Genomic DNA, 19,629 nt, shown 5'->3' with positions numbered 1-19,629 from the left:
TTGCTTAAAGACTTTTTTAGCAAGAAAAGAAAGTATGCATCTATACCGAGAGAGGAAGCGAAGCAAGATATTCCTCAAGGCTTAATGCAGAAATGTAAAAACTGTCAAAAAATATTTTACCGAAAAGAATTGATAAAAAACTTGAATGTCTGCCCTAATTGCGGTTATCATCACCAAATGCCTGCTTATGACAGGATAGCTTCTTTATTTGATGAAGGAACGTTCGAGGAATGGGACAAAGAGTTGACATCAGCTAACCCTCTTCGTTTTCCCGATTATGAAGATAAGCTGGAGAAAGACCGCCAGAAAACAGAATTGAACGAGGCGGTCGTGACAGGAGCAGGAGAAATTGACGGAAAAAAAGCGTCTGTGGCAGTCATGGATTCAAGGTTCCGGATGGGAAGTATGGGTTCCGTCGTAGGAGAAAAAATAGCGAGAGCCATCGAGAAAGCGGGAGAGCATTCGCTTCCGTTCATCATATTTACAGCTTCGGGTGGAGCGAGAATGCAGGAAGGTGTACTCAGCCTCATGCAAATGAGCAAAACCTCTGTAGCAATCCAGCGTTTCAGTGCAGGTGGCGGTTTGATGGTTTCTATTATGACCAACCCTACCACAGGAGGGGTTTCGGCCAGCTTTGCTTCGTTGGGGGATTATAACTTTGCCGAGCCGGGGGCACTGATCGGTTTTGCAGGAAGACGAGTGATCGAACAGACAATCCGCGAGAAACTTCCGGACGATTTCCAGACGGCAGAGTTCCAATTGAAGCATGGCCAGTTGGATAAGGTGATTGCTAGACACGACATCAAGCAAACATTGTCAACTTTGCTTGATATCCATCAGGCAAGGGAGGAAAGGTCATGAAGCAGGTTTTGGAGTTTGAAAAACCAGTGGTGGAGTTACGTGAAAAAATCGCCGAATTGAAGACATATACCGAGGATAGCGAAATCGATTTAACAGATGAAATTTCTACAATGGAAAAACGCCTGGAAAATTTGGAGAACGATATTTATGAAAATCTGAAACCGTGGGACAGGGTGCAGATTGCCCGTCATTCGGAAAGACCCACGACCCTGGATTATATCGAGTTGCTCTTCACCGATTTTTTGGAATTTCATGGGGACAGGTTGTATGGCGACGACGAAGCGATGGTCGCCGGAATCGCGAAATTCGATGGCAAGCCTGTCACGGTGATCGGTCACCAGCGAGGAAAAGAAACGAAAGAAAATATCCGGCGGAATTTCGGTATGCCTCATCCTGAAGGATACAGAAAAGCACTTCGCCACATGAAACAGGCTGAGAAGTTTCACCGTCCGATCATTTGTTTTATCGACACGAAAGGGGCATATCCAGGAAAAGCAGCTGAAGAGAGAGGACAAAGTGAAGCGATTGCCAGAAACTTGATGGAAATGGCAGGTTTGCAAGTACCGATCATATGTGTCGTGATTGGAGAAGGCGGAAGCGGTGGTGCACTCGCACTGGGAGTCGGCGATAAGATCCACATGCTCGAAAATTCCACTTATTCCGTCATTTCGCCTGAGGGTGCAGCTGCATTGCTATGGAAGGACTCCGGTCAGGCTCAACGAGCTGCCGAGACGATGAAAATCACATCGTATGACTTGAAGGAATTGAATATCATTGATGAGATCATTCAGGAAGTACGTGGCGGGGCTCACCGTGATGTCAAACAACAGGCCGGGTATATCGGAAAAGTGTTGACAGATTCCTTAAATGAGTTGGGAGATCTGTCTAAGGAAGACTTGTTGGAAAAACGATGGGAAAAGTATAAACAAATTGGAGATTATGCAGAATTAGATTCCGAATAGTTTCAATGAACTTGCTGTCCCGGCGCCAGTCAGGACAGCTGTTTCTATGCCGTCATTCATTCGTCGATGGAAGTTTGGTGCGCGCATCGCCCTTTTCATGTATAATTTTATTTGCTAATATCAGTGTTTAGGATTATCTTGGAATGGGGAGAGGAATTAATAGGAATAATCATAATAAGAGGTGATAACCAATGAAGAAAATTGGAGTGCTGACAAGCGGCGGCGACTCTCCAGGAATGAACGCTGCTATTCGGGCGGTAGTCCGGAAAGCGATTTTCCATGACATGGAAGTATATGGTATCTATAACGGTTACCAAGGTTTAATAGATGGCAATATTAAAAAAATGGAAATCGGTTCAGTCGGAGATATCATCCAGCGAGGCGGGACTATCCTTTATACTGCCCGGAGTGATGAATTTCGTTCCGAGGAGGGAAGAGAGAAAGCGATCGCTCAACTGAATAAGTTCGGAATCGAGGGACTGATCGTCATTGGAGGGGATGGCTCCTTCCGCGGGGCGGAAAAGCTGACACAAAAAGGATATCCTTGTATCGGCGTGCCTGGTACGATTGATAATGACATCCCGGGGACCGACTTTACGATTGGTTTTGATACGGCATTGAACACTGTGATCGAGGCGATTGATAAAATCAGGGATACAGCGACATCGCATGAACGTACATATGTGGTAGAAGTGATGGGCCGTCATGCCGGCGATTTAGCATTATGGGCAGGACTTGCCGACGGCGCGGAAAGCATTTTGATTCCGGAACATGCAGATGACTTTGATGATGTTATTGAACGCCTGAAAAGGGGAAAAGACAGAGGTAAGAAGCATAGTATCATTGTTCTTGCCGAAGGAGTCGGTTCTGGAATGGACTTCGGGCAGCGCATCAAGGATGCAACCAATCTAGAAACAAGGGTAACCGTACTCGGCCATACACAGCGCGGTGGATCTCCCACGGCGTCAGATCGTGTCCTTGCCAGCCGACTTGGCGCCAAAGCGGTTGATTTACTGCTTGAGGGGAAAGCCGGAAGAGTAGTCGGCATCCAGGACAACAAGCTGGTGGACCATGACATTCTGGAAATATTGGATGAAGAGCATAAAGTAGATTTCAACATGTACGAGCTTTCCAAGCAACTTTCCATCTAAGAAAGAAATGACAGAAGAGGAATTGAAAGGAGGAAATCAAATGAGAAAAACAAAAATAGTAAGTACGATCGGGCCTGCTTCCGAGTCGGTAGAGATGCTGACCAAATTGATGGAGGCGGGTATGAATGTTGCCCGGTTGAACTTTTCTCATGGAGATTTCGAAGAACATGGACAACGTATCAAAAACATTAGAGAGGCCGCCGAGAAAACAGGAAAAACGGTCGCCATCCTTTTGGACACAAAAGGACCTGAAATCAGAACAGGCACATTGAAAGGCGGCGAAGCCCAGTTAACCAAGGGTGATACTGTTTATGTTTCAATGGAAGACATCGAAGGTTCTGCGGAGCGTATTTCTGTAACATATCCTGATTTAATCAATGACGTACATGTCGGTTCTAAATTATTGTTGGACGACGGTTTGATTGAACTGGAAGTACAAGAAATTCTCAAAGAAAAAAATGAGCTCAAGACAAAAGCGCTTAACTCGGGTTTGCTTAAAAACAAAAAAGGTGTCAACGTACCAAACGTAAGCGTGAATCTTCCGGGAATGACTGAAAAGGATGCCAACGATATCGAGTTCGGCATTGAACAGGGAGTAGACTTCATTGCTGCATCTTTTGTGAGACGGGCAACGGATGTTCTCGAAATTCGTGACTTGCTGGAAAAACATGATGCCGGCCATATTCAAATCATTCCTAAGATTGAAAACCAGGAAGGCGTAGACAATTTGGACCATATTCTCCAGGTCAGTGATGGGTTGATGGTCGCTCGCGGAGATTTAGGGGTTGAAATTCCTCCTGAAGAAGTGCCGCTGGTACAAAAGGACATGATCCGCAAATGTAATACTGCTGGAAAACCGGTTATCACGGCAACTCAGATGCTGGATTCCATGCAGCGTAACCCGCGGCCTACGCGGGCAGAAGCTTCTGATGTAGCTAACGCGATCTTCGACGGTTCCGATGCAATCATGCTGTCTGGAGAAACTGCAGCGGGTGATTACCCTGCGGAAGCTGTCCAGACAATGAGCAATATTGCGATGAAGGCAGAGACGGCAATTGACCACAAGGCAATCCTTGATTTGCGTTCGAAAAATAGTGATATGACCATTACTGACGCGATCAGCCAGTCAGTTAACCATTCAGCGATGAATTTGGAAGTGGATGCCATTTTGACGCCTACAGTCAGTGGACATACTGCCAGGATGATTTCGAAATATCGGCCGAAAGCACCGATTATCGCCGTGACTTTCGATGAACGGATTGAACGCAGGCTTGCGCTGGTTTGGGGTGTGCAGACAATCGTCGGACAACTGGCACATTCCACCGATGATGTACTGGATGTAGCTATCGACCGTGGAATCAATTCGGGTATGCTGCAGCGTGGCAATCGTGTCATCATCACCGCCGGTGTTCCAGTAGGTGAAAGTGGCACCACGAACTTGATGAAAGTTCACGTTATCGGAGACGTTCTTGCAAAAGGACAGGGCGTCGGTAAGGGCAGCACGTATGGAAGAGCAATTGTAGCCAAAAATGCTGCTGAAGCCTTGGAAAAAGTTAAAGAAGATGACATTCTGATAACGTATGGAACAGATAAAGACATGATGCCTGCTATTGAAAAAGCAAGCGGATTGATCACGCAGGAAGGCGGCCTTACTTCTCATGCAGCAGTAGTCGGCCTTAGTCTGGGAATCCCGGTCATCGTCGGTGTCGACAAGGCTACTGAGTTAGTGGAAGATGGAAAAGATATAACCATAGATGCCAGCAAAGGCGATATATACAAGGGACACGCCAGTGTCCTGTAGAGGAAAGATAAAGAAGAGGTTCTGTTCGGCCTCTTCTTTCTTTTAGTTGAAGAAGATAGTGAACAGGGGAATAAAAGGAGGAAGGGGATAATAAATGTTTCGCTGGATATTGTTGTTTGTATTAATTGTTCCTGCTTTGGAAATTGGCGTACTGGTATGGTCTGGTAACAGGATCGGTCCCTGGTGGGTAGTTTTCCTGATCATTCTTACCGGCGTTATTGGTGCATGGCTCGCAAAGCGGCAGGGATTGGAGACATTGGCCAGAGCAAGACAAGCCATGTCATACGGCCAGGCGCCCAGAGAAGAAATCATGGACGGCATATGTATCCTGCTTGGTGCCGCCGTGTTGCTCACACCCGGATTTATCACCGATGCAATTGGTTTCCTTTTATTGTTACCTGTTACCAGGAAACCAATTAAACGCTGGATGTTGACTATGCTGCGCCGAATGATGGACCGAGGAACCATTACCATTTTTCGCAGGTAGAACAATATACAAGTGGCAGGAACAAAAGCATAGCGACCAAAAATTATAGCCGAACGCTGGTTCGAAAACTCCATATTCGAAACGCCGCTCGGCTTTTCCTTTATAAACGACTGTTTGACTGTCACTTTACAATGATTAGTGGTAGAGACTATGTTACAGGCAAAAAGGAAGGATAGTTTGCTTTTTTCATTTATAGACTCCTCCCTAATATTACCCCTTAATAAATTCCCATAACTGTTTTAATAAGCCGCTTTTTATAAAAGTCGTCACTATCACGAGGGCGACTGGCCCTGCCATGAGTCCCCACAATCCGAAAAGTTGAAATCCAACAAACAAGCAAACAAGCATAGCCAAAGGGTCGACCCCGATGTTGGCAGACAAGATTTTCGGCTCGCTGACTTGGCGCTGTATTAGTATAATGCCATATAGTACAGCCAACCCGATGGTCAGACTGTAATTCCCTGTAAAAAAAACATACACAATCCATGGAACAAAGATAAGTCCCGTGCCCACATAAGGTAATAAATCGATAAAGGCTGTAATCAAAGCAATGGTCAGGGCATGGTCGATATTTAAAAGCAGGAGTCCCGTCCAAACTAATAAAAACGTAATGAAAATCAATAGCAGCTGTGCCTTTAAATAACCTATAAACGCCTGTCTCAAGCCAAGATACAATGTTTTGGTACTTGTGGTGAAGGGGGCAGGTAAAAAGCGAAAGAAGGCAGTCTTTAGTTTGTACCAGTCTTTGCAAATAAAAAAGGTGCCCAATAAGGAAAACAACCAAATAGAAAAATAACCTGGCAATTTGATCATTGACTGGGATATGGCCTGTAACAAGTGCTGTATAACAAGAGCGCCGGCAGCAGCGACATCCTCCCCGAGTTGCTTTAACTGTCCTGTTACCACATCCCGCTGTGAAGGTTCAAGCATATCGACAAGATTATTCATTTTTTCATAAACCGGATGCAAATAATAGGAAGCAAATTCCTCCAGAAAATGAATGAGCTCTACGAATTGTCCGGGAATCCTGGCTGCCAGAAAGCTTGTACCGTTTATCAGTTCCACAATTAAAATGGCCACCAGTCCAGAAGCCAGGACAAGAAAACCTGCCAGCACCAGCATGACCGAAGCAGTGCGCGGAAGCCTTGTCAGGCGTTCTATAAAAGAAATGACTGGATTAAGCATGATTGCTATGATAACCGCTATTATAAAAGGATAGGTATACTTGGCGACATAATACAGGATAATGGCACCGGCCAATGCACAGGCGATCACCAGAATAAAACGAAGCCATCTATATAGTAACGTAGTGCTCAAGTTTACACCTCCCGGGGATTCTTTCAATCACAGGTTGATTCTTGGCCGATTGTAATCAAGTGGATAGGAGCCATGTAACTTTTGCACCAGCCCCTGATATGATAGGATTGACAATGGTTTGGAAATGCAGAGTGGAGGTAACGGCATGTTTAATCAATCGACCATATTTTTACTCATTTTGTTTTTATTAGGATATCTTGGGAAAAACCAATCGATCATGATAGCTGTTTATGTTTTATTGGGCTTACAGCTTTTCAAGTTGGATGACAAGGTTTTTCCTTATCTTGCAGACAAAGGAATCAGCTTGGGCGTGACAGTCATTACAATCGCAGTGCTAGTTCCGATTGCCACTGGTGATATCGGCTTCCAGGATTTGCTGGCCAGCGTAAAATCCTATTATGCATGGATTGCCTTGGCGGCAGGTATATTTGTCGCTTTGATTGCCAAGAACGGTTTGGATTTATTGGCAAATGATCCGCATCTGACGACTGCATTGGTGATGGGGACCATTTTAGCTGTCGTATTTTTTCATGGAGTGGCAGTCGGTCCGTTAATAGGAGCGGGAATTGCTTACATGGTGATGAAATTGGTAGACTTTTTGCTGAAACTTGGATGAATGCTTCAGAGCCCTGTATCTTCCTGCTTGTACATTTTATTGAGGGAAGGCATCAATTATGCCAGCAGCCGGATTGTATATAACCCGGATGCTACCTGGAAACTACTTTTTACTCCCGGCTCCTGGGCGGCGTATAACCGATTCAGGAGCCGGGTTTATCATCAGCCGCGTCCGCAACTGGTTAAAAGTACAAATAAGTTGAAAAATAAACAATGAAACTGGGATTGACGGCAGCCAAACAGGTGAATTATTTGAAAAATGGACCAATTGCAGTTAGTCTATATTTATCGGGTTGTATAGATAAAAATACATAGCAAAATTTGTTCCATTCGACCAAAGGAGTTATCCTGCAGAACCACTGTTTCGACGAATTTCTGGTCAATTCGGAAAAACAACAGGACTTCTAATAGTTTGAGGAAGCAATGCAAGGGAGCTCAAACCCGAAGGTCACTTTCTTCTTATTTAGAAAAGAAAACGTTTCACTTTGTTATCTTTATTGTTTATAATTGAACATGGGGATGAATAGAAAGCATTTTCTATCAATCAAAGCTTGGAAAGTTTTGTCGCTTTCTGACCTTATACAGCAATGCTGGATTGCTGCGCCTGACAGCTCGGTATGCCGGGTTACTTTGCTTGATATCTGATTAGGTTTATGTCTGATGTCTGATATTTTCGAAAAAGCGATGATAGTCGGTCAGGTGCTGCATATGGAAAATACAGGTAAAGGAGAGAGATGCAATGTCAACAACGAAAGGGTTGGAAGGAATTGTAGCTACAGAATCATCAATCAGTTCCATTATTGATGACCAGTTGACCTACGCGGGATACAAAATTGATGATTTAGCTGAAAATTCTAGTTTTGAGGAAGTCATTTTCTTGCTTTGGAATAAGAAACTTCCTTCAAAAGACGAATTGGAACGTTTAACAAAAGATTTATTTTCTAATATGGAACTGCCTGGAGAAATCATCCAGCATTTAAAATCTTATGATCTTAGCACTGTTCATCCAATGGCAGCTTTAAGGACTGCTGTTTCGATGCTTGGTCTTTTCGATCCGGAAGCAGATGAGATGAATGAAGAAGCAAATAAGCGGAAAGCGGTCAGCTTGCAGGCGAAAATCTCGTCTGTTGTGGCAGCGTTTGCGAGAATCCGTCAGGGAAAGGATCCTGTTGCGCCGAAGCAAGGGCTGAGCTACGCAGCTAATTTTCTTTACATGCTTAACGGAGAAGAACCGAAAGATTTAGAAGTCGAAGCGGTGAACAAGGCATTGGTTCTCCATGCGGATCATGAATTGAACGCATCGACATTTACTGCCCGAGTATGTGTGGCGACATTGTCGGATGTATATTCCGGAGTCACTTCCGCAATCAGTGCGTTGAAAGGCCCCCTACATGGCGGTGCCAATGAACGCGTAATGAAAATGCTTACAGAAATAGGGGAAGTCGACAACGCTATTCCTTATATTAAAAAAATGCTGGATAATAAAGAAAAAGTCATGGGAATGGGACACCGTGTATATCGTACCGGTGATCCAAGAGCAAAGCATTTGAAAAAGATGTCTCGCGAATTGACAGAGTTGACAGGTCAGTCAAAATGGTATGAGATGTCAGTGAAAATCGAAGATTACATCAAAGAAAACAAAGGGTTGCCGGCCAACGTCGATTTTTATTCGGCTTCGGTTTACCACAGCCTGGGAATTGAACACGATTTATTCACTCCGATTTTTGCAGTGAGCAGGGTATCTGGTTGGCTCGCTCATATACTCGAGCAGTATGAAAACAATCGGCTTATCCGTCCGCGTGCGGAATACGTTGGACCAAAACATCAAACGTATAAACCGGTTGAAGAGCGCTAATCAAGAAATTTGAAGGATTCAACCAAACTAGACCAAATAGCTTGCAATAAATAAAAAAAGTTTATGATTTATGATACTATTTATCTGATTGATTAATTAAGAGGAGGTCATCTTATGGCACAAAGCGGAAAAATCACAGTAAATGACGGGGTATTGAATGTACCGGATCGCCCGGTTATTCCTTTCATTGAAGGGGATGGAACTGGCCCTGACATTTGGGCTGCAGCGAAAAGGGTCATCGAAGCAGCAGTAGAAAAAGCATATAATGGAAAAAAATCGATTGAGTGGAAGGAAGTTTTCGCTGGTCAGAAAGCTTATGACCGTTTCGGCGAGTGGCTTCCAAAAGATACACTTGACACCATTCGTGAATACAAAATTGCAATCAAAGGGCCATTGACGACCCCTGTTGGAGGAGGCATCCGTTCTCTTAATGTAGCTTTGCGACAAGAACTGGACTTATTCACTTGTTTGCGTCCTGTCCGTTATTTCGAAGGAGTACCTTCACCGGTTAAACGTCCTGAAGATACGGATATGGTTATCTTCCGGGAAAACACCGAAGATATTTATGCTGGAATTGAATGGCAAAAAGGATCGGATGAAGTCAAGAAAGTCATTGATTTCTTGAGAAATGAAATGGGAGTACATAACATCCGCTTCCCTGAAACATCCGGCATCGGAATTAAGCCGGTATCCGAAGAAGGGACGAAGCGATTGGTACGTGCGGCAATTGAGTATGCAATCAATGAAGGCCGTAAAAGTGTGACGCTTGTCCACAAAGGTAACATCATGAAGTTTACAGAAGGTGCTTTTAAAGCGTGGGGCTATGAGGTAGCACAAGAAGAATTTGGCGATAAGGTATTCACCTGGTGGGAATACGATCGCATTGTGGAAGAACAAGGTAAAGAGGCGGCAAACAAAGCACAGGAAGATGCAGAAAAAGCTGGCAAAATCATTGTCAAAGACGCCATTGCAGATATTTTCCTGCAACAGATTCTTACCCGTCCGCGTGAATTTGATGTAGTGGCAACCATGAACTTGAACGGTGACTATGTTTCTGATGCCTTGGCAGCACAAGTGGGCGGAATCGGCATTGCGCCTGGAGCCAATATCAACTATGAAACTGGTCATGCTATATTCGAGGCAACACATGGTACAGCTCCAAAGTATGCAGGACTTGATAAGGTGAACCCGTCATCAGTCATTCTGTCTGGCGTCCTGATGCTTGAACACTTAGAGTGGAGGGAAGCAGCAGAATTGATTACGAAGTCCATGGATAAGACCATAGCTTCCAAGGAAGTAACTTATGACTTCGCCAGAATGATGGACGGTGCAAAAGAAGTCAAAACTTCCGGATTTGGGGATGCATTGATCAAAAATATGGATTAACCTTTCAGAAAAGGGGTTTTGTGGCATGGGCATTAAAAGAAAAAAAGTATCTGTAATAGGCGGTGGCTTCACTGGAGCCACTACAGCCCTTATGATTGCACAAAAAGAACTGTCTGATGTCGTTTTGGTCGATATACCGGATATGGAAGATCCTACAAAAGGAAAAGCGCTTGATATGTTGGAAGCAGGCCCTGTACAAGGATTCGATGCGAAAATCACTGGTACGGCTGATTATAAAGATACGGAAGGGTCCGATCTTGTCATCATCACAGCGGGCATTGCCAGAAAACCGGGAATGAGCAGGGATGACCTGGTTAACACAAACGCGAAGATCATGAAAAGTGTTACAAAGGAAATCGTCCAGTATTCGCCGGATACTTGCATCATTGTGTTGACGAATCCCGTGGACGCGATGACATACACGGTATATAAAGAATCAGGATTTCCGAAAAACCGGGTCATTGGTCAATCCGGAGTACTTGATAGTGCGCGTTTTCGCACCTTTATAGCTGAAGAACTGAATCTGTCGGTTAAAGATATAACCGGGTTTGTTCTCGGCGGACATGGTGATGACATGGTACCATTGGTCCGTTACTCCTATGCCGGCGGGATACCGCTCGAAAAGCTGATTTCCAAGGAACGATTAGATGAAATCGTTGCTCGGACCCGGACGGGTGGCGGTGAAATCGTAAACCTTTTAGGAAATGGTAGTGCCTATTATGCGCCAGCTGCTTCCTTGACAGTGATGGCGGAAGCAATTTTGAAAGATCAGCGCCGAGTCCTGCCATCGATTGCTTATTTGGAAGGGGAATACGGTTACTCGGATTTATTTCTGGGCGTTCCCTCCATAATCGGGGGCAATGGCTTGGAAGATATCATCGAACTCGATTTACTGGATGATGAAAGAGCCGCTCTGGATAAATCGGCAGAATCTGTGAAAAAGGTTTTAGATGTTCTAAAGTAATAGAAGAAGCTTTATGGGGATACTATTCCTCATAAAGCTTTTTTAATAGATAAGAAAGTATCTATTCCAGAGATGTCTGGTCCTTCGCTTCCACATACCAGGGCTCAAGCCAATTATCTGCGTGGCAAAATACCTCCGCTTCAAAACTGTAGGGAGTCACGCACACTGCGGATCATGTTTGGCGTTGTCACAGGATACGGGGAATCCAGCCTCTATTCTTTAATAAATCGCTTGCACTTTTCATTTCTTCAATGTCCTTTCCAACGGGGGGATACTTCCGTTATAATGGAAAGAAAGCGCATACATAAAAGGAGGATGTTCCTATGTTTGCTAAAAAAAGACCTTTGGGAAAGAAAATTACCGACTTGAATGTCGGTGATTCTTATCAACATCGTTATCATTTGTCTGATCAGGACTTATTGTTGTATTTGGGAATCACCAATGACGCCAATCCGCTTTATCTCCAACATGATTACGCCTCGCAAACTCCTTATAAGCGGCCGATTGTCCCTTCAGTCGTTTTGTTCGGAGTAGTTTCTTCCATCGTTTCGATGCAACTTCCTGGACCAGGAAGCCATATTATCGAGCAACAGCTTTCTTACCCGTCACCCGTCTATCATGAAAGCAAGCTTGATTTCCATTTGCAAATTTCTTCTATAGATTATGAAAAGCATCAAATAAGAATAAGCGTTACAGGAAGGGATGCGACGGAAAAAGTGGTGCTGCGGGGTACTTTAATCGTCTGTCCTGCTTTTGAGCCTGAATCGATGATCGCTTCCTCGTTGGAAAATTTCTATTGAAAGACGATTTTGGATGGCGATTGTAAAGTTTGTAAAGAAATCTTTACAGGCGACTTTTACGATTATGAGGTTTCTTGTATTCACATACTATCCCCTTCATTGTATGATGAAAAAAGAGAATAGACATACTATATAAAGAGACAATGGGGTGTTGGGATGAATCGAAGGGTTTTAATAGTGGATGACGAGGAATCGATTGTGACTTTGTTGAAATACAACATAGAACAAGCAGGGTTTCTAACCGATATAGCTTATGACGGACAGACAGCAGTCCAAAAGGCTGTCCAGGAGAATTTCGATATGATTGTCCTGGACATCATGCTCCCTGAATTAGATGGAACGGAAGTATGCAAACTGCTCAGACAAAAACAGATCGATACACCCATACTGATGTTGACTGCCAAGGATGATGAATTTGATAAAGTCCTCGGTCTTGAATTGGGGGCCGATGATTATCTTACAAAGCCGTTCAGTCCGAAAGAAGTCGTCGCCCGGATCAAAGCGATACTGCGAAGAACGAACAAGCAGCCTGCTGAAGCGGAGTTATCTTTTCTGAAAATAGCCGACTTAGTGATTTATCCAGAACAATACGAAGCAGTTATGAAGGGAGAACCACTTTTATTTACAAGAAAAGAATTCGAACTTTTACTATATTTGGCCAAGCATAAAGGTAAGGTATTATCAAGGGATCAATTACTGAGTGCGGTATGGAATTATGATTTTGTCGGCGACACACGCATTGTAGATGTTCATGTCAGCCATTTGCGGGAGAAAATCGAGCCTGATACAAAACACCCTGTCTATATCAAAACCATCAGGGGACTGGGGTACAAAATGGAGGATCATTTAAATGGGATCGGTTAATATACGGCCCTTTCTAAGCTACCTTTTTGTGGTTGTGCTGATTTTTGCAGGAATGGCTATCATCATTCTTCCTCTTCTTGGGTTTACAGAAAGAATAATCGGCTTGTGCAGCCTTCTTGGCGGCTTGATCGTTTTTTTGGTTTTAATCATGAATATTTTTGAAAAATACATAAAACCCATTCAGTCAGCGGCCAGGGTTGCGGACGAATTAGTCCAGGGAAACTACAAGGCGAGAACCTATGTCAGCTATTTCGGAGAGGCTGGCAAGCTGAGTAATTCCATCAATGTACTGGCAAGAAGCTTGCAGCAGATCACATTACAGGAAAGAATGCAGGAAAATCAGATGAGCACCGTGATTGACAATATGGAAAGCGGGTTGATGCTGATAGACGAAAAAGGCTATGTCCACATGGTCAACCGTAAATTTTTATCTATATTTGGTTCGACCGAAAAAGAGTACCTGGGATTTCTGTATTATGATGTCCTGGACAAGGAGAAAATACATAAAGCCGTGCAAGAAGCTTTTCTTTACGAAGAAAAGGTGAAGGTCTCCTTTTCCATTTCCTCTGGCCTGGAACGAAAATCGGTAGAAGCAGTCGGCGCCCCACTTTTTAATGATAAACGGGAATTGAAAGGTGCAGTACTCGTTTTTCATGATATTACGGAGTTAAAGAGACTGGAAGAAATGCGTAAGGATTTTGTTGCGAATGTATCCCATGAGTTAAAAACACCAATCACCTCCATCAGAGGTTTCGCTGAAACCTTGTTGGAAGGAGCGATGGAAGATACAGAGCTCCGCCGGCAATTCTTGGAAATCATTTTGAAAGAAAGTGGACGTCTTCAAGCCTTGATTCATGATTTACTGGAACTGTCCAAATTGGAAAAAGATGAGTTGAGATTGGAATACAGTGAGGTGGATGTACCCTCATTGGTCCATGACTTACTGCCTGTGGTCAGCCAGCAAGCCGACAAAAAGCAGATTGAGTTGACTGTCGATCTTCCCGATCAGTTTGTAGCTGTGGTTGATGGAGAACGTTTGAAACAGGTGTTTATCAATCTGCTCAACAATGCAGTCAATTATACCCCGGAACAAGGAAAAGTGACCTTGGCCATCACAGGAGATGGCGACAAGTGGAGGATTACTGTTTCAGATACCGGAATCGGAATACCAGAAAAGGCCCAAAGCCGGATTTTTGAACGTTTTTACCGAGTCGACCGGGCTAGGAGCAGGAATACCGGTGGTACGGGGCTTGGTTTGGCGATTGTAAAGCATATTGTCGAAGCGCACAAAGGTTCGATATTTCTGGAAAGTAAAGTAAATGAAGGAACGGTATTTACGATTGAATTGCCTTTGACACCGAAGCATATGCATTAAAAAGGGAACTTATTATATCTTTTCATACTTAAAGGGGGAACGGGCTGTCCGCTTAGTCGAGATTATGACTGGCTGACAGCTTTTTCGTATCGTTCCTCTCCCCGATTTTGTATGCGTGACTCTTCAACTAAATTGGTTGTATATAGAAATCGTTCTTGTCATAGAGTGAGTTACTCGATAAGGAATGATGGCAATCGTTCCTCCTTTTTTCTTCTTTTCTTCAAACATGGTAAGATAGAGTAGAAGCCAAGGGTAGATGGGACGAATGGCAGTAAGGTGTTAAACTTGGACAACTCTAAGCAAATATGAAAATACATAATCTTATCTAAAAGAAAAGGAGAACGAAAGATGACCAATAAACTTATCCTTATTGACGGCAATAGCATCGCCTATCGGGCTTTTTTTGCCTTGCCGCTATTGAACAATGACAAAGGTGTTTATACCAACGCTATATATGGATTCACCAACATGCTGCTGAAAATACTGGAGACAGAAAAACCGACCCATATGCTGGTCGCTTTTGATGCGGGGAAAACCACCTTTCGTCATAAGACATACAAGGAGTACAAGGGTGGCAGACAAAAAACGCCGCCTGAGCTTTCCGAACAGTTTCCGCTTCTCCGCGACTTGCTGGATGCTTTCAGTATTCCTCATTACCAGTTGGACCAATACGAGGCGGACGATATCATCGGAACCCTCGCAAAACAGGGGGAAGGCAAGGAATGGGAAGTAAATGTGATTTCCGGGGATAAGGACCTTCTTCAGCTCGTTTCAGATAACGTTACGGTTAGCTTGACGAAGAAAGGACTTAGCGATATTGATGCTTATACTCCTTCCTTCATGCTTGAAAAGATGGAAGTGAGACCAGACCAAATCATTGACATGAAAGCCTTGATGGGAGACAGTTCTGACAACATTCCCGGGGTGCCGGGGATCGGTCAAAAAACGGCTGTCAAACTGTTGAAGCAATATGAAACAGTCGATAACCTTTTTAACCATTTGGATGAAGTGAGCGGGAAAAAGTTAAAAGAAAAACTCGAAAACCATAAACAGGATGCTTATATGAGCAAAGAACTGGTGACGATATCTTGTGACGCTCCGTTGAAAATCGGCTTGGAGGATCTTCCATATCCAGGGTATCAAGCACATAAGGTAAGTGCGATATTCAAGGAATTGGGTTTTCAATCCCTATTGAGCAGACTCGATGGGGAGGACGGAGAAGAGACGGAAGCAAAGGAGGAACTGCCGGAGTTGGATGTGACCATCCTCGAAGACATTACCGATGATTTGTTCACAGGTGAAGAAGCTTTGGTGGTAGAAATGTTGCAGGACAATTACCACTCAGCTCCGATAGAAGGATTCGGCATCGTAAATGCCGGACATAACTACTTTATTCCAACCGAAGCAGCTGTGGAGTCTCCTGCTTTCAAACGGTGGGCAGAAGACCCTGCCATGAAAAAGTATGTTTTCGATGCAAAGAAGACTACGGTCGCTTTGTTGAATAAGGGCATAGATGTAAAAGGGATCGATTTTGATTTGTTGCTCGCTTCCTATCTAATCAATCCTTCCGAGAATCATCACGATATCCCTGCAATTTGCCATCGGATGGGAGAAAAAGGGGTTTTGTATGACGAGGAAGTATATGGGAAAGGCGCGAAACTGAAGGTGCCAGGGCAGGAACAACTCGCAGACCATGTAACAAGAAAAACACGACTCATATATCAGCTGAAAAACAAAGTCGAGGAGCAACTGAAACAAAATCAGCAGTTCGAACTGTTTGATGAATTAGAAATGCCGCTTGCCATTATCCTGGGTGAAATGGAACACACCGGGGTGCGGGTAGATATAAACAAACTGGAAGAAATGGGTGCGGAACTGCAGCGCCGTCTAAAGGAAATCGAAGAAGAAGTGTTTAAGCTCGCTGGCGAGGAATTCAACTTGAATTCACCCAAACAGTTGGGGCCGATCTTATTTGAAAAACTCGGATTGCCTGTCATCAAAAAAACGAAAACCGGCTATTCCACTTCAGCGGATATTTTGGAACAGTTACAGGATCAGCATGATATCATCCCGAATTTGTTGTTGTACAGACAGTTAGGGAAACTGCAGTCTACCTATATAGAAGGATTATTAAAGGTGGTTCATCGAGACAACCAAAAAATCCACACACGTTTCAACCAGGCACTTACACAAACCGGCAGGTTGAGTTCGACTGATCCGAACTTGCAAAACATCCCGATTCGCCTGGAAGAAGGAAGGAAAATCAGACAAGCGTTCACAGCCTCCAAAGAGGATTGGATTGTATTCGCGGCCGATTATTCGCAAATCGAGCTGCGTGTCTTAGCACATATCGCCAACGATGAAAAACTGATTGAAGCTTTCAATGAGAACAAAGACATTCATACGCAAACCGCTATGCAGGTTTTTCATGTTGCTGAAGACGAAATAACCCCGAACATGCGAAGGCAGGCAAAAGCAGTCAACTTCGGTATTGTCTATGGAATAAGTGACTATGGTTTGTCGCAAAGTCTTGGGATTACCAGAAAAGAAGCAAAGAAATTTATCGACCGTTATTTGGATACGTATTTGGGTGTAAGAGATTATATGGAGGAAATCATTCAGGAGGCGAAGCAAACAGGCTATGTCTCTACGATGATGAATCGGAGAAGATACCTTCCTGACATCACCAGCCGAAATTTCAATAAACGGAGTTTCGCCGAGCGGACAGCCATGAATACACCGATTCAAGGAAGTGCTGCAGATATAATCAAGCTGGCGATGATAAATCTTCATCAAAAATTGAAGGAAGAACAAGTGGAAGCAAGAATGTTGCTTCAAGTACACGATGAGTTGATTTTGGAAGCGCCTAGCAGTGAAATCGATCAATTGAAAACCATCGTTCCTTCCGCGATGGAAGATGCGATTGAATTGAATGTACCGCTGAAAGTGGACTATGCTTATGGGAAGACTTGGTATGATGCAAAATAGCAGGGAGAGAATAGGTAATGCCAGAATTGCCTGAAGTGGAAACAATTAGAAAAACATTATTGGAGCTTGTACAAAATAAACAAATTGCCGATGTGAAGGTATTTTGGAATAAAATAATTAAACAGCCAACGGATATTCATGTATTTAAACAAATGCTTACCGGACAAAAAATCCTTGATATTGATAGGCGTGGGAAATTTTTACTCTTCGAGCTGGATGACTATACATTGATTTCCCATTTGCGTATGGAGGGAAATTATGGTGTCTATCAACAGGATGAGCCTGTACTGAACCATACACATGTTATTTTCACCTTCACTGATGGCAGCGAGCTTCGTTATAAAGATGTAAGGAAATTCGGTACGATGCATTTGGTGGAAAAGGGAACAGCATACCAGCAAAAACCTTTAAGTCAGCTCGGTCCTGACCCGTTCAGCCCAGCGTTTGATTTCGATGTTTTTTATCAAAAGGTCCATAAAAGCGAACGGACAATCAAGTCCATTTTGCTGGATCAGACGGTGATTGCAGGATTGGGGAACATTTACGTCGATGAGTCGCTGTTCAAAGCAGGCATCCACCCGGAGAGAAAGGGAACCAGTTTGTCTAAGCAAGATGTTTCCATCATCCATCAAAAGGCTGTGGAAACCCTGGAACAGGCGATTGAACAGGGAGGTACTACTATCCGATCGTACGTAAACAGCCAAGGCCAAATCGGCATGTTCCAGCAGGAATTGTTTGTTTATGGACAGGAAAACGAACCATGCAAAAGCTGTGGCGGACCGATAACCAAGATCAAGGTGGGAGGCAGAGGGACACATATTTGCTTAACCTGCCAAAAATAGGTTAAGCACAAGAGGGATGCCTCATCCATATACTAACTCGTAAAAGTATACGGATAAAGGAGTTAAGGATATGGCTGATGTCTCCACCTTTGTGCTGCTTGCTTTTGCTGTCAGCCTGGACAGTTTTATGGTCGGGTTCACCTATGGACTGAGGAAAATGGCGATAAGATCCCGGACTATCCTTCTGATCGCCTTCATAACGGCTGTTGTATTTTATCTTTCCATGCTGATCGGCACGGTGATCGCTTCTTTTCTAGAACCGTCAGTAGCTGAAATGATCGGTGGAACGGTGCTCATATTGATCGGCATTTGGGTCGTTTATCAGTTTTTTCGAACCGATAATACCCAGCGGGAGCAGCCGATCGTCTTGAAATTTGAAATAAAGTCGCTTGGTATTGTAATCGAAATATTAAAAAAACCGATGGCGGCTGACTTTGATAAGTCTGGAAATATAACCGGAATAGAAGCCTTGCTGCTTGGTCTGGCGTTGTCTGTCGATTCTTTTGGTGCGGGGATTGGTGCAGCCATGCTTGGATTCGCTCCATTGCTGGCAGCTGGCGGCATTGGTGCAACAACAGGAATTTTTTTGGCTGGAGGTTTGAAAAGCGGCTATTTATTTTCTTATTGGCGCTGGCTGCAGCGACTGACATTTCTTCCCGGTTTAATTCTCATCGTCATCGGAATCATAAAAATTACCTGAAGGTGTGGTAGACTTGGCACTTGTAATCGGACTTACTGGAGGCATTGCCAGCGGGAAAAGCACTATTGCTGGCTTTCTTGCCGAATGGAATATACCTATTATAGACGCAGACATTATTTCCAGGCAGGTAGTAGAAAAGGGAGAAACTGCATATGAGCGAATTGTGGATGTATTCGGAGAAGAAGTGCTTCTTTCTGATGGGAATTTAGATCGCGGGAAATTGGGAAAGCTAATCTTCAGAGACAAAGAGAAAAGAGAACAACTTAATGATATCGTCCACCCGGCAGTAAGGGAAAAAATGCTGGAACAACGTGATGCGTTTGCAGCCAAAGGGGAAGAGGCTGTCGTGTTGGATATCCCATTACTATATGAAAGCAGCCTTACTCATTTTGTTGATAAAGTACTGGTTGTTTATGTAGATGAAGAAACACAACGTCGGCGGTTGATGAATCGCAATGGGTTTTCTGAAGAAGAAGCAACGGAACGGATGACCGCACAGATGCCTTTAGATAAAAAAGCAAAGATGGCAGATGAAATAATCGATAATAATGGGACGATAGAGTCGTCACGTCAACAGCTTCTAAACATTTTGAAGAAATGGGCAATCCAGGTGTAAACAGGACTTCGGAAAAACTACAGTATTTAAAGATCCCGAATTCGC

At 43.8% G+C, this 19,629-nt stretch carries 17 protein-coding genes; 16 read left to right on the top strand and 1 reads right to left on the bottom strand.

Annotated features, from left to right (window positions below):
* The 5 genes from accD to ABVF09_RS05930 all read left to right on the top strand — a co-directional run bounded on the left by accD (position 1) and on the right by ABVF09_RS05930 (position 5,262).
* Complete coding sequence (gene accD, locus ABVF09_RS05950; protein WP_153464762.1) at positions 1-861, top strand: acetyl-CoA carboxylase, carboxyltransferase subunit beta; 861 nt, start codon at positions 1-3, stop codon at positions 859-861.
* Positions 858-1,823: an acetyl-CoA carboxylase carboxyl transferase subunit alpha gene (gene accA / locus ABVF09_RS05945; RefSeq protein ID WP_026569722.1), complete on the top strand. Its 966-nt coding sequence runs from the start codon at positions 858-860 to the stop codon at positions 1,821-1,823. Before accD ends, accA begins: the two co-directional genes overlap by 4 nt.
* Before the next feature lie 191 nt (positions 1,824-2,014).
* Positions 2,015-2,974, top strand: a complete 960-nt coding sequence (pfkA, locus tag ABVF09_RS05940) for a 6-phosphofructokinase (protein WP_026569723.1) — start codon at positions 2,015-2,017, stop codon at positions 2,972-2,974.
* A 40-nt stretch (positions 2,975-3,014) separates the two neighbouring features.
* Complete coding sequence (pyk, locus tag ABVF09_RS05935; protein WP_026569724.1) at positions 3,015-4,775, top strand: pyruvate kinase; 1,761 nt, start codon at positions 3,015-3,017, stop codon at positions 4,773-4,775.
* Positions 4,776-4,869: 94 nt separating this feature from the next.
* Positions 4,870-5,262 (top strand): FxsA family protein, encoded by a 393-nt coding sequence (locus ABVF09_RS05930; protein WP_026569725.1) that lies wholly within the window; start codon positions 4,870-4,872, stop codon positions 5,260-5,262.
* 210 nt (positions 5,263-5,472) lie between these two features.
* On the opposite strand, the gene ytvI is transcribed toward ABVF09_RS05930, so the two are convergent.
* Positions 5,473-6,579, bottom strand: a complete 1,107-nt coding sequence (gene ytvI, locus ABVF09_RS05925; protein WP_026771078.1) for a sporulation integral membrane protein YtvI — start codon at positions 6,577-6,579, stop codon at positions 5,473-5,475.
* 145 nt (positions 6,580-6,724) lie between these two features.
* Here ytvI and ABVF09_RS05920 point away from each other — a divergent pair, with 145 nt between their 5' ends.
* The 11 genes from ABVF09_RS05920 to coaE all read left to right on the top strand — a co-directional run bounded on the left by ABVF09_RS05920 (position 6,725) and on the right by coaE (position 19,584).
* On the top strand, positions 6,725-7,195 hold the full coding sequence (locus tag ABVF09_RS05920) for a DUF441 domain-containing protein (protein ID WP_026569727.1): 471 nt from the start codon (positions 6,725-6,727) through the stop codon (positions 7,193-7,195).
* 738 nt (positions 7,196-7,933) lie between these two features.
* On the top strand, positions 7,934-9,049 hold the full coding sequence (gene citZ / locus ABVF09_RS05915; RefSeq protein ID WP_026569729.1) for a citrate synthase: 1,116 nt from the start codon (positions 7,934-7,936) through the stop codon (positions 9,047-9,049).
* A 114-nt stretch (positions 9,050-9,163) separates the two neighbouring features.
* Positions 9,164-10,435, top strand: a complete 1,272-nt coding sequence (gene icd / locus ABVF09_RS05910; RefSeq protein ID WP_026569730.1) for an NADP-dependent isocitrate dehydrogenase — start codon at positions 9,164-9,166, stop codon at positions 10,433-10,435.
* Positions 10,436-10,460: 25 nt separating this feature from the next.
* Positions 10,461-11,399, top strand: coding sequence for a malate dehydrogenase (gene mdh, locus ABVF09_RS05905; RefSeq protein ID WP_026569731.1), 939 nt, complete (start codon positions 10,461-10,463; stop codon positions 11,397-11,399).
* Between the two features lie 323 nt (positions 11,400-11,722).
* On the top strand, positions 11,723-12,199 hold the full coding sequence (locus ABVF09_RS05900; RefSeq protein ID WP_026569732.1) for a MaoC/PaaZ C-terminal domain-containing protein: 477 nt from the start codon (positions 11,723-11,725) through the stop codon (positions 12,197-12,199).
* Between the two features lie 156 nt (positions 12,200-12,355).
* The gene (locus ABVF09_RS05895) at positions 12,356-13,063 is read left to right on the top strand and encodes a response regulator (RefSeq protein ID WP_026569733.1); all 708 of its coding nucleotides are present in this window, start codon (positions 12,356-12,358) and stop codon (positions 13,061-13,063) included.
* Entirely contained in the window at positions 13,050-14,438 is a 1,389-nt protein-coding gene (gene pnpS / locus ABVF09_RS05890) for a two-component system histidine kinase PnpS (RefSeq protein ID WP_153464748.1), read from the top strand. The genes ABVF09_RS05895 and pnpS overlap by 14 nt, the downstream gene beginning before the upstream one ends.
* Positions 14,439-14,786: 348 nt before the next feature.
* Positions 14,787-17,426 carry a DNA polymerase I gene (gene polA, locus ABVF09_RS05885; protein ID WP_371068761.1) on the top strand — a complete coding sequence of 880 codons (2,640 nt, stop codon included), beginning with the start codon at positions 14,787-14,789 and terminating at the stop codon, positions 17,424-17,426.
* Between the two features lie 17 nt (positions 17,427-17,443).
* A complete protein-coding gene (mutM, locus tag ABVF09_RS05880) occupies positions 17,444-18,268 on the top strand; it encodes a DNA-formamidopyrimidine glycosylase (protein ID WP_026569735.1) in 825 nt (274 codons plus the stop codon).
* Positions 18,269-18,338: 70 nt separating this feature from the next.
* Complete coding sequence (gene ytaF, locus ABVF09_RS05875) at positions 18,339-18,968, top strand: sporulation membrane protein YtaF (RefSeq protein ID WP_026569736.1); 630 nt, start codon at positions 18,339-18,341, stop codon at positions 18,966-18,968.
* Positions 18,969-18,981: 13 nt separating this feature from the next.
* Entirely contained in the window at positions 18,982-19,584 is a 603-nt protein-coding gene (gene coaE, locus ABVF09_RS05870) for a dephospho-CoA kinase (RefSeq protein ID WP_371068760.1), read from the top strand.
* The last annotated feature ends 45 nt before the right edge of the window (positions 19,585-19,629 follow it).

It is taken from the genome of Sediminibacillus sp. JSM 1682029 (genome assembly GCF_041366435.1).
In the GTDB taxonomy this organism is placed as follows: domain Bacteria; phylum Bacillota; class Bacilli; order Bacillales; family Amphibacillaceae; genus Sediminibacillus; species Sediminibacillus terrae.
Note: the sequence above shows the minus strand (reverse complement) of the source record. Positions and strands in the feature narration are given on the sequence as shown.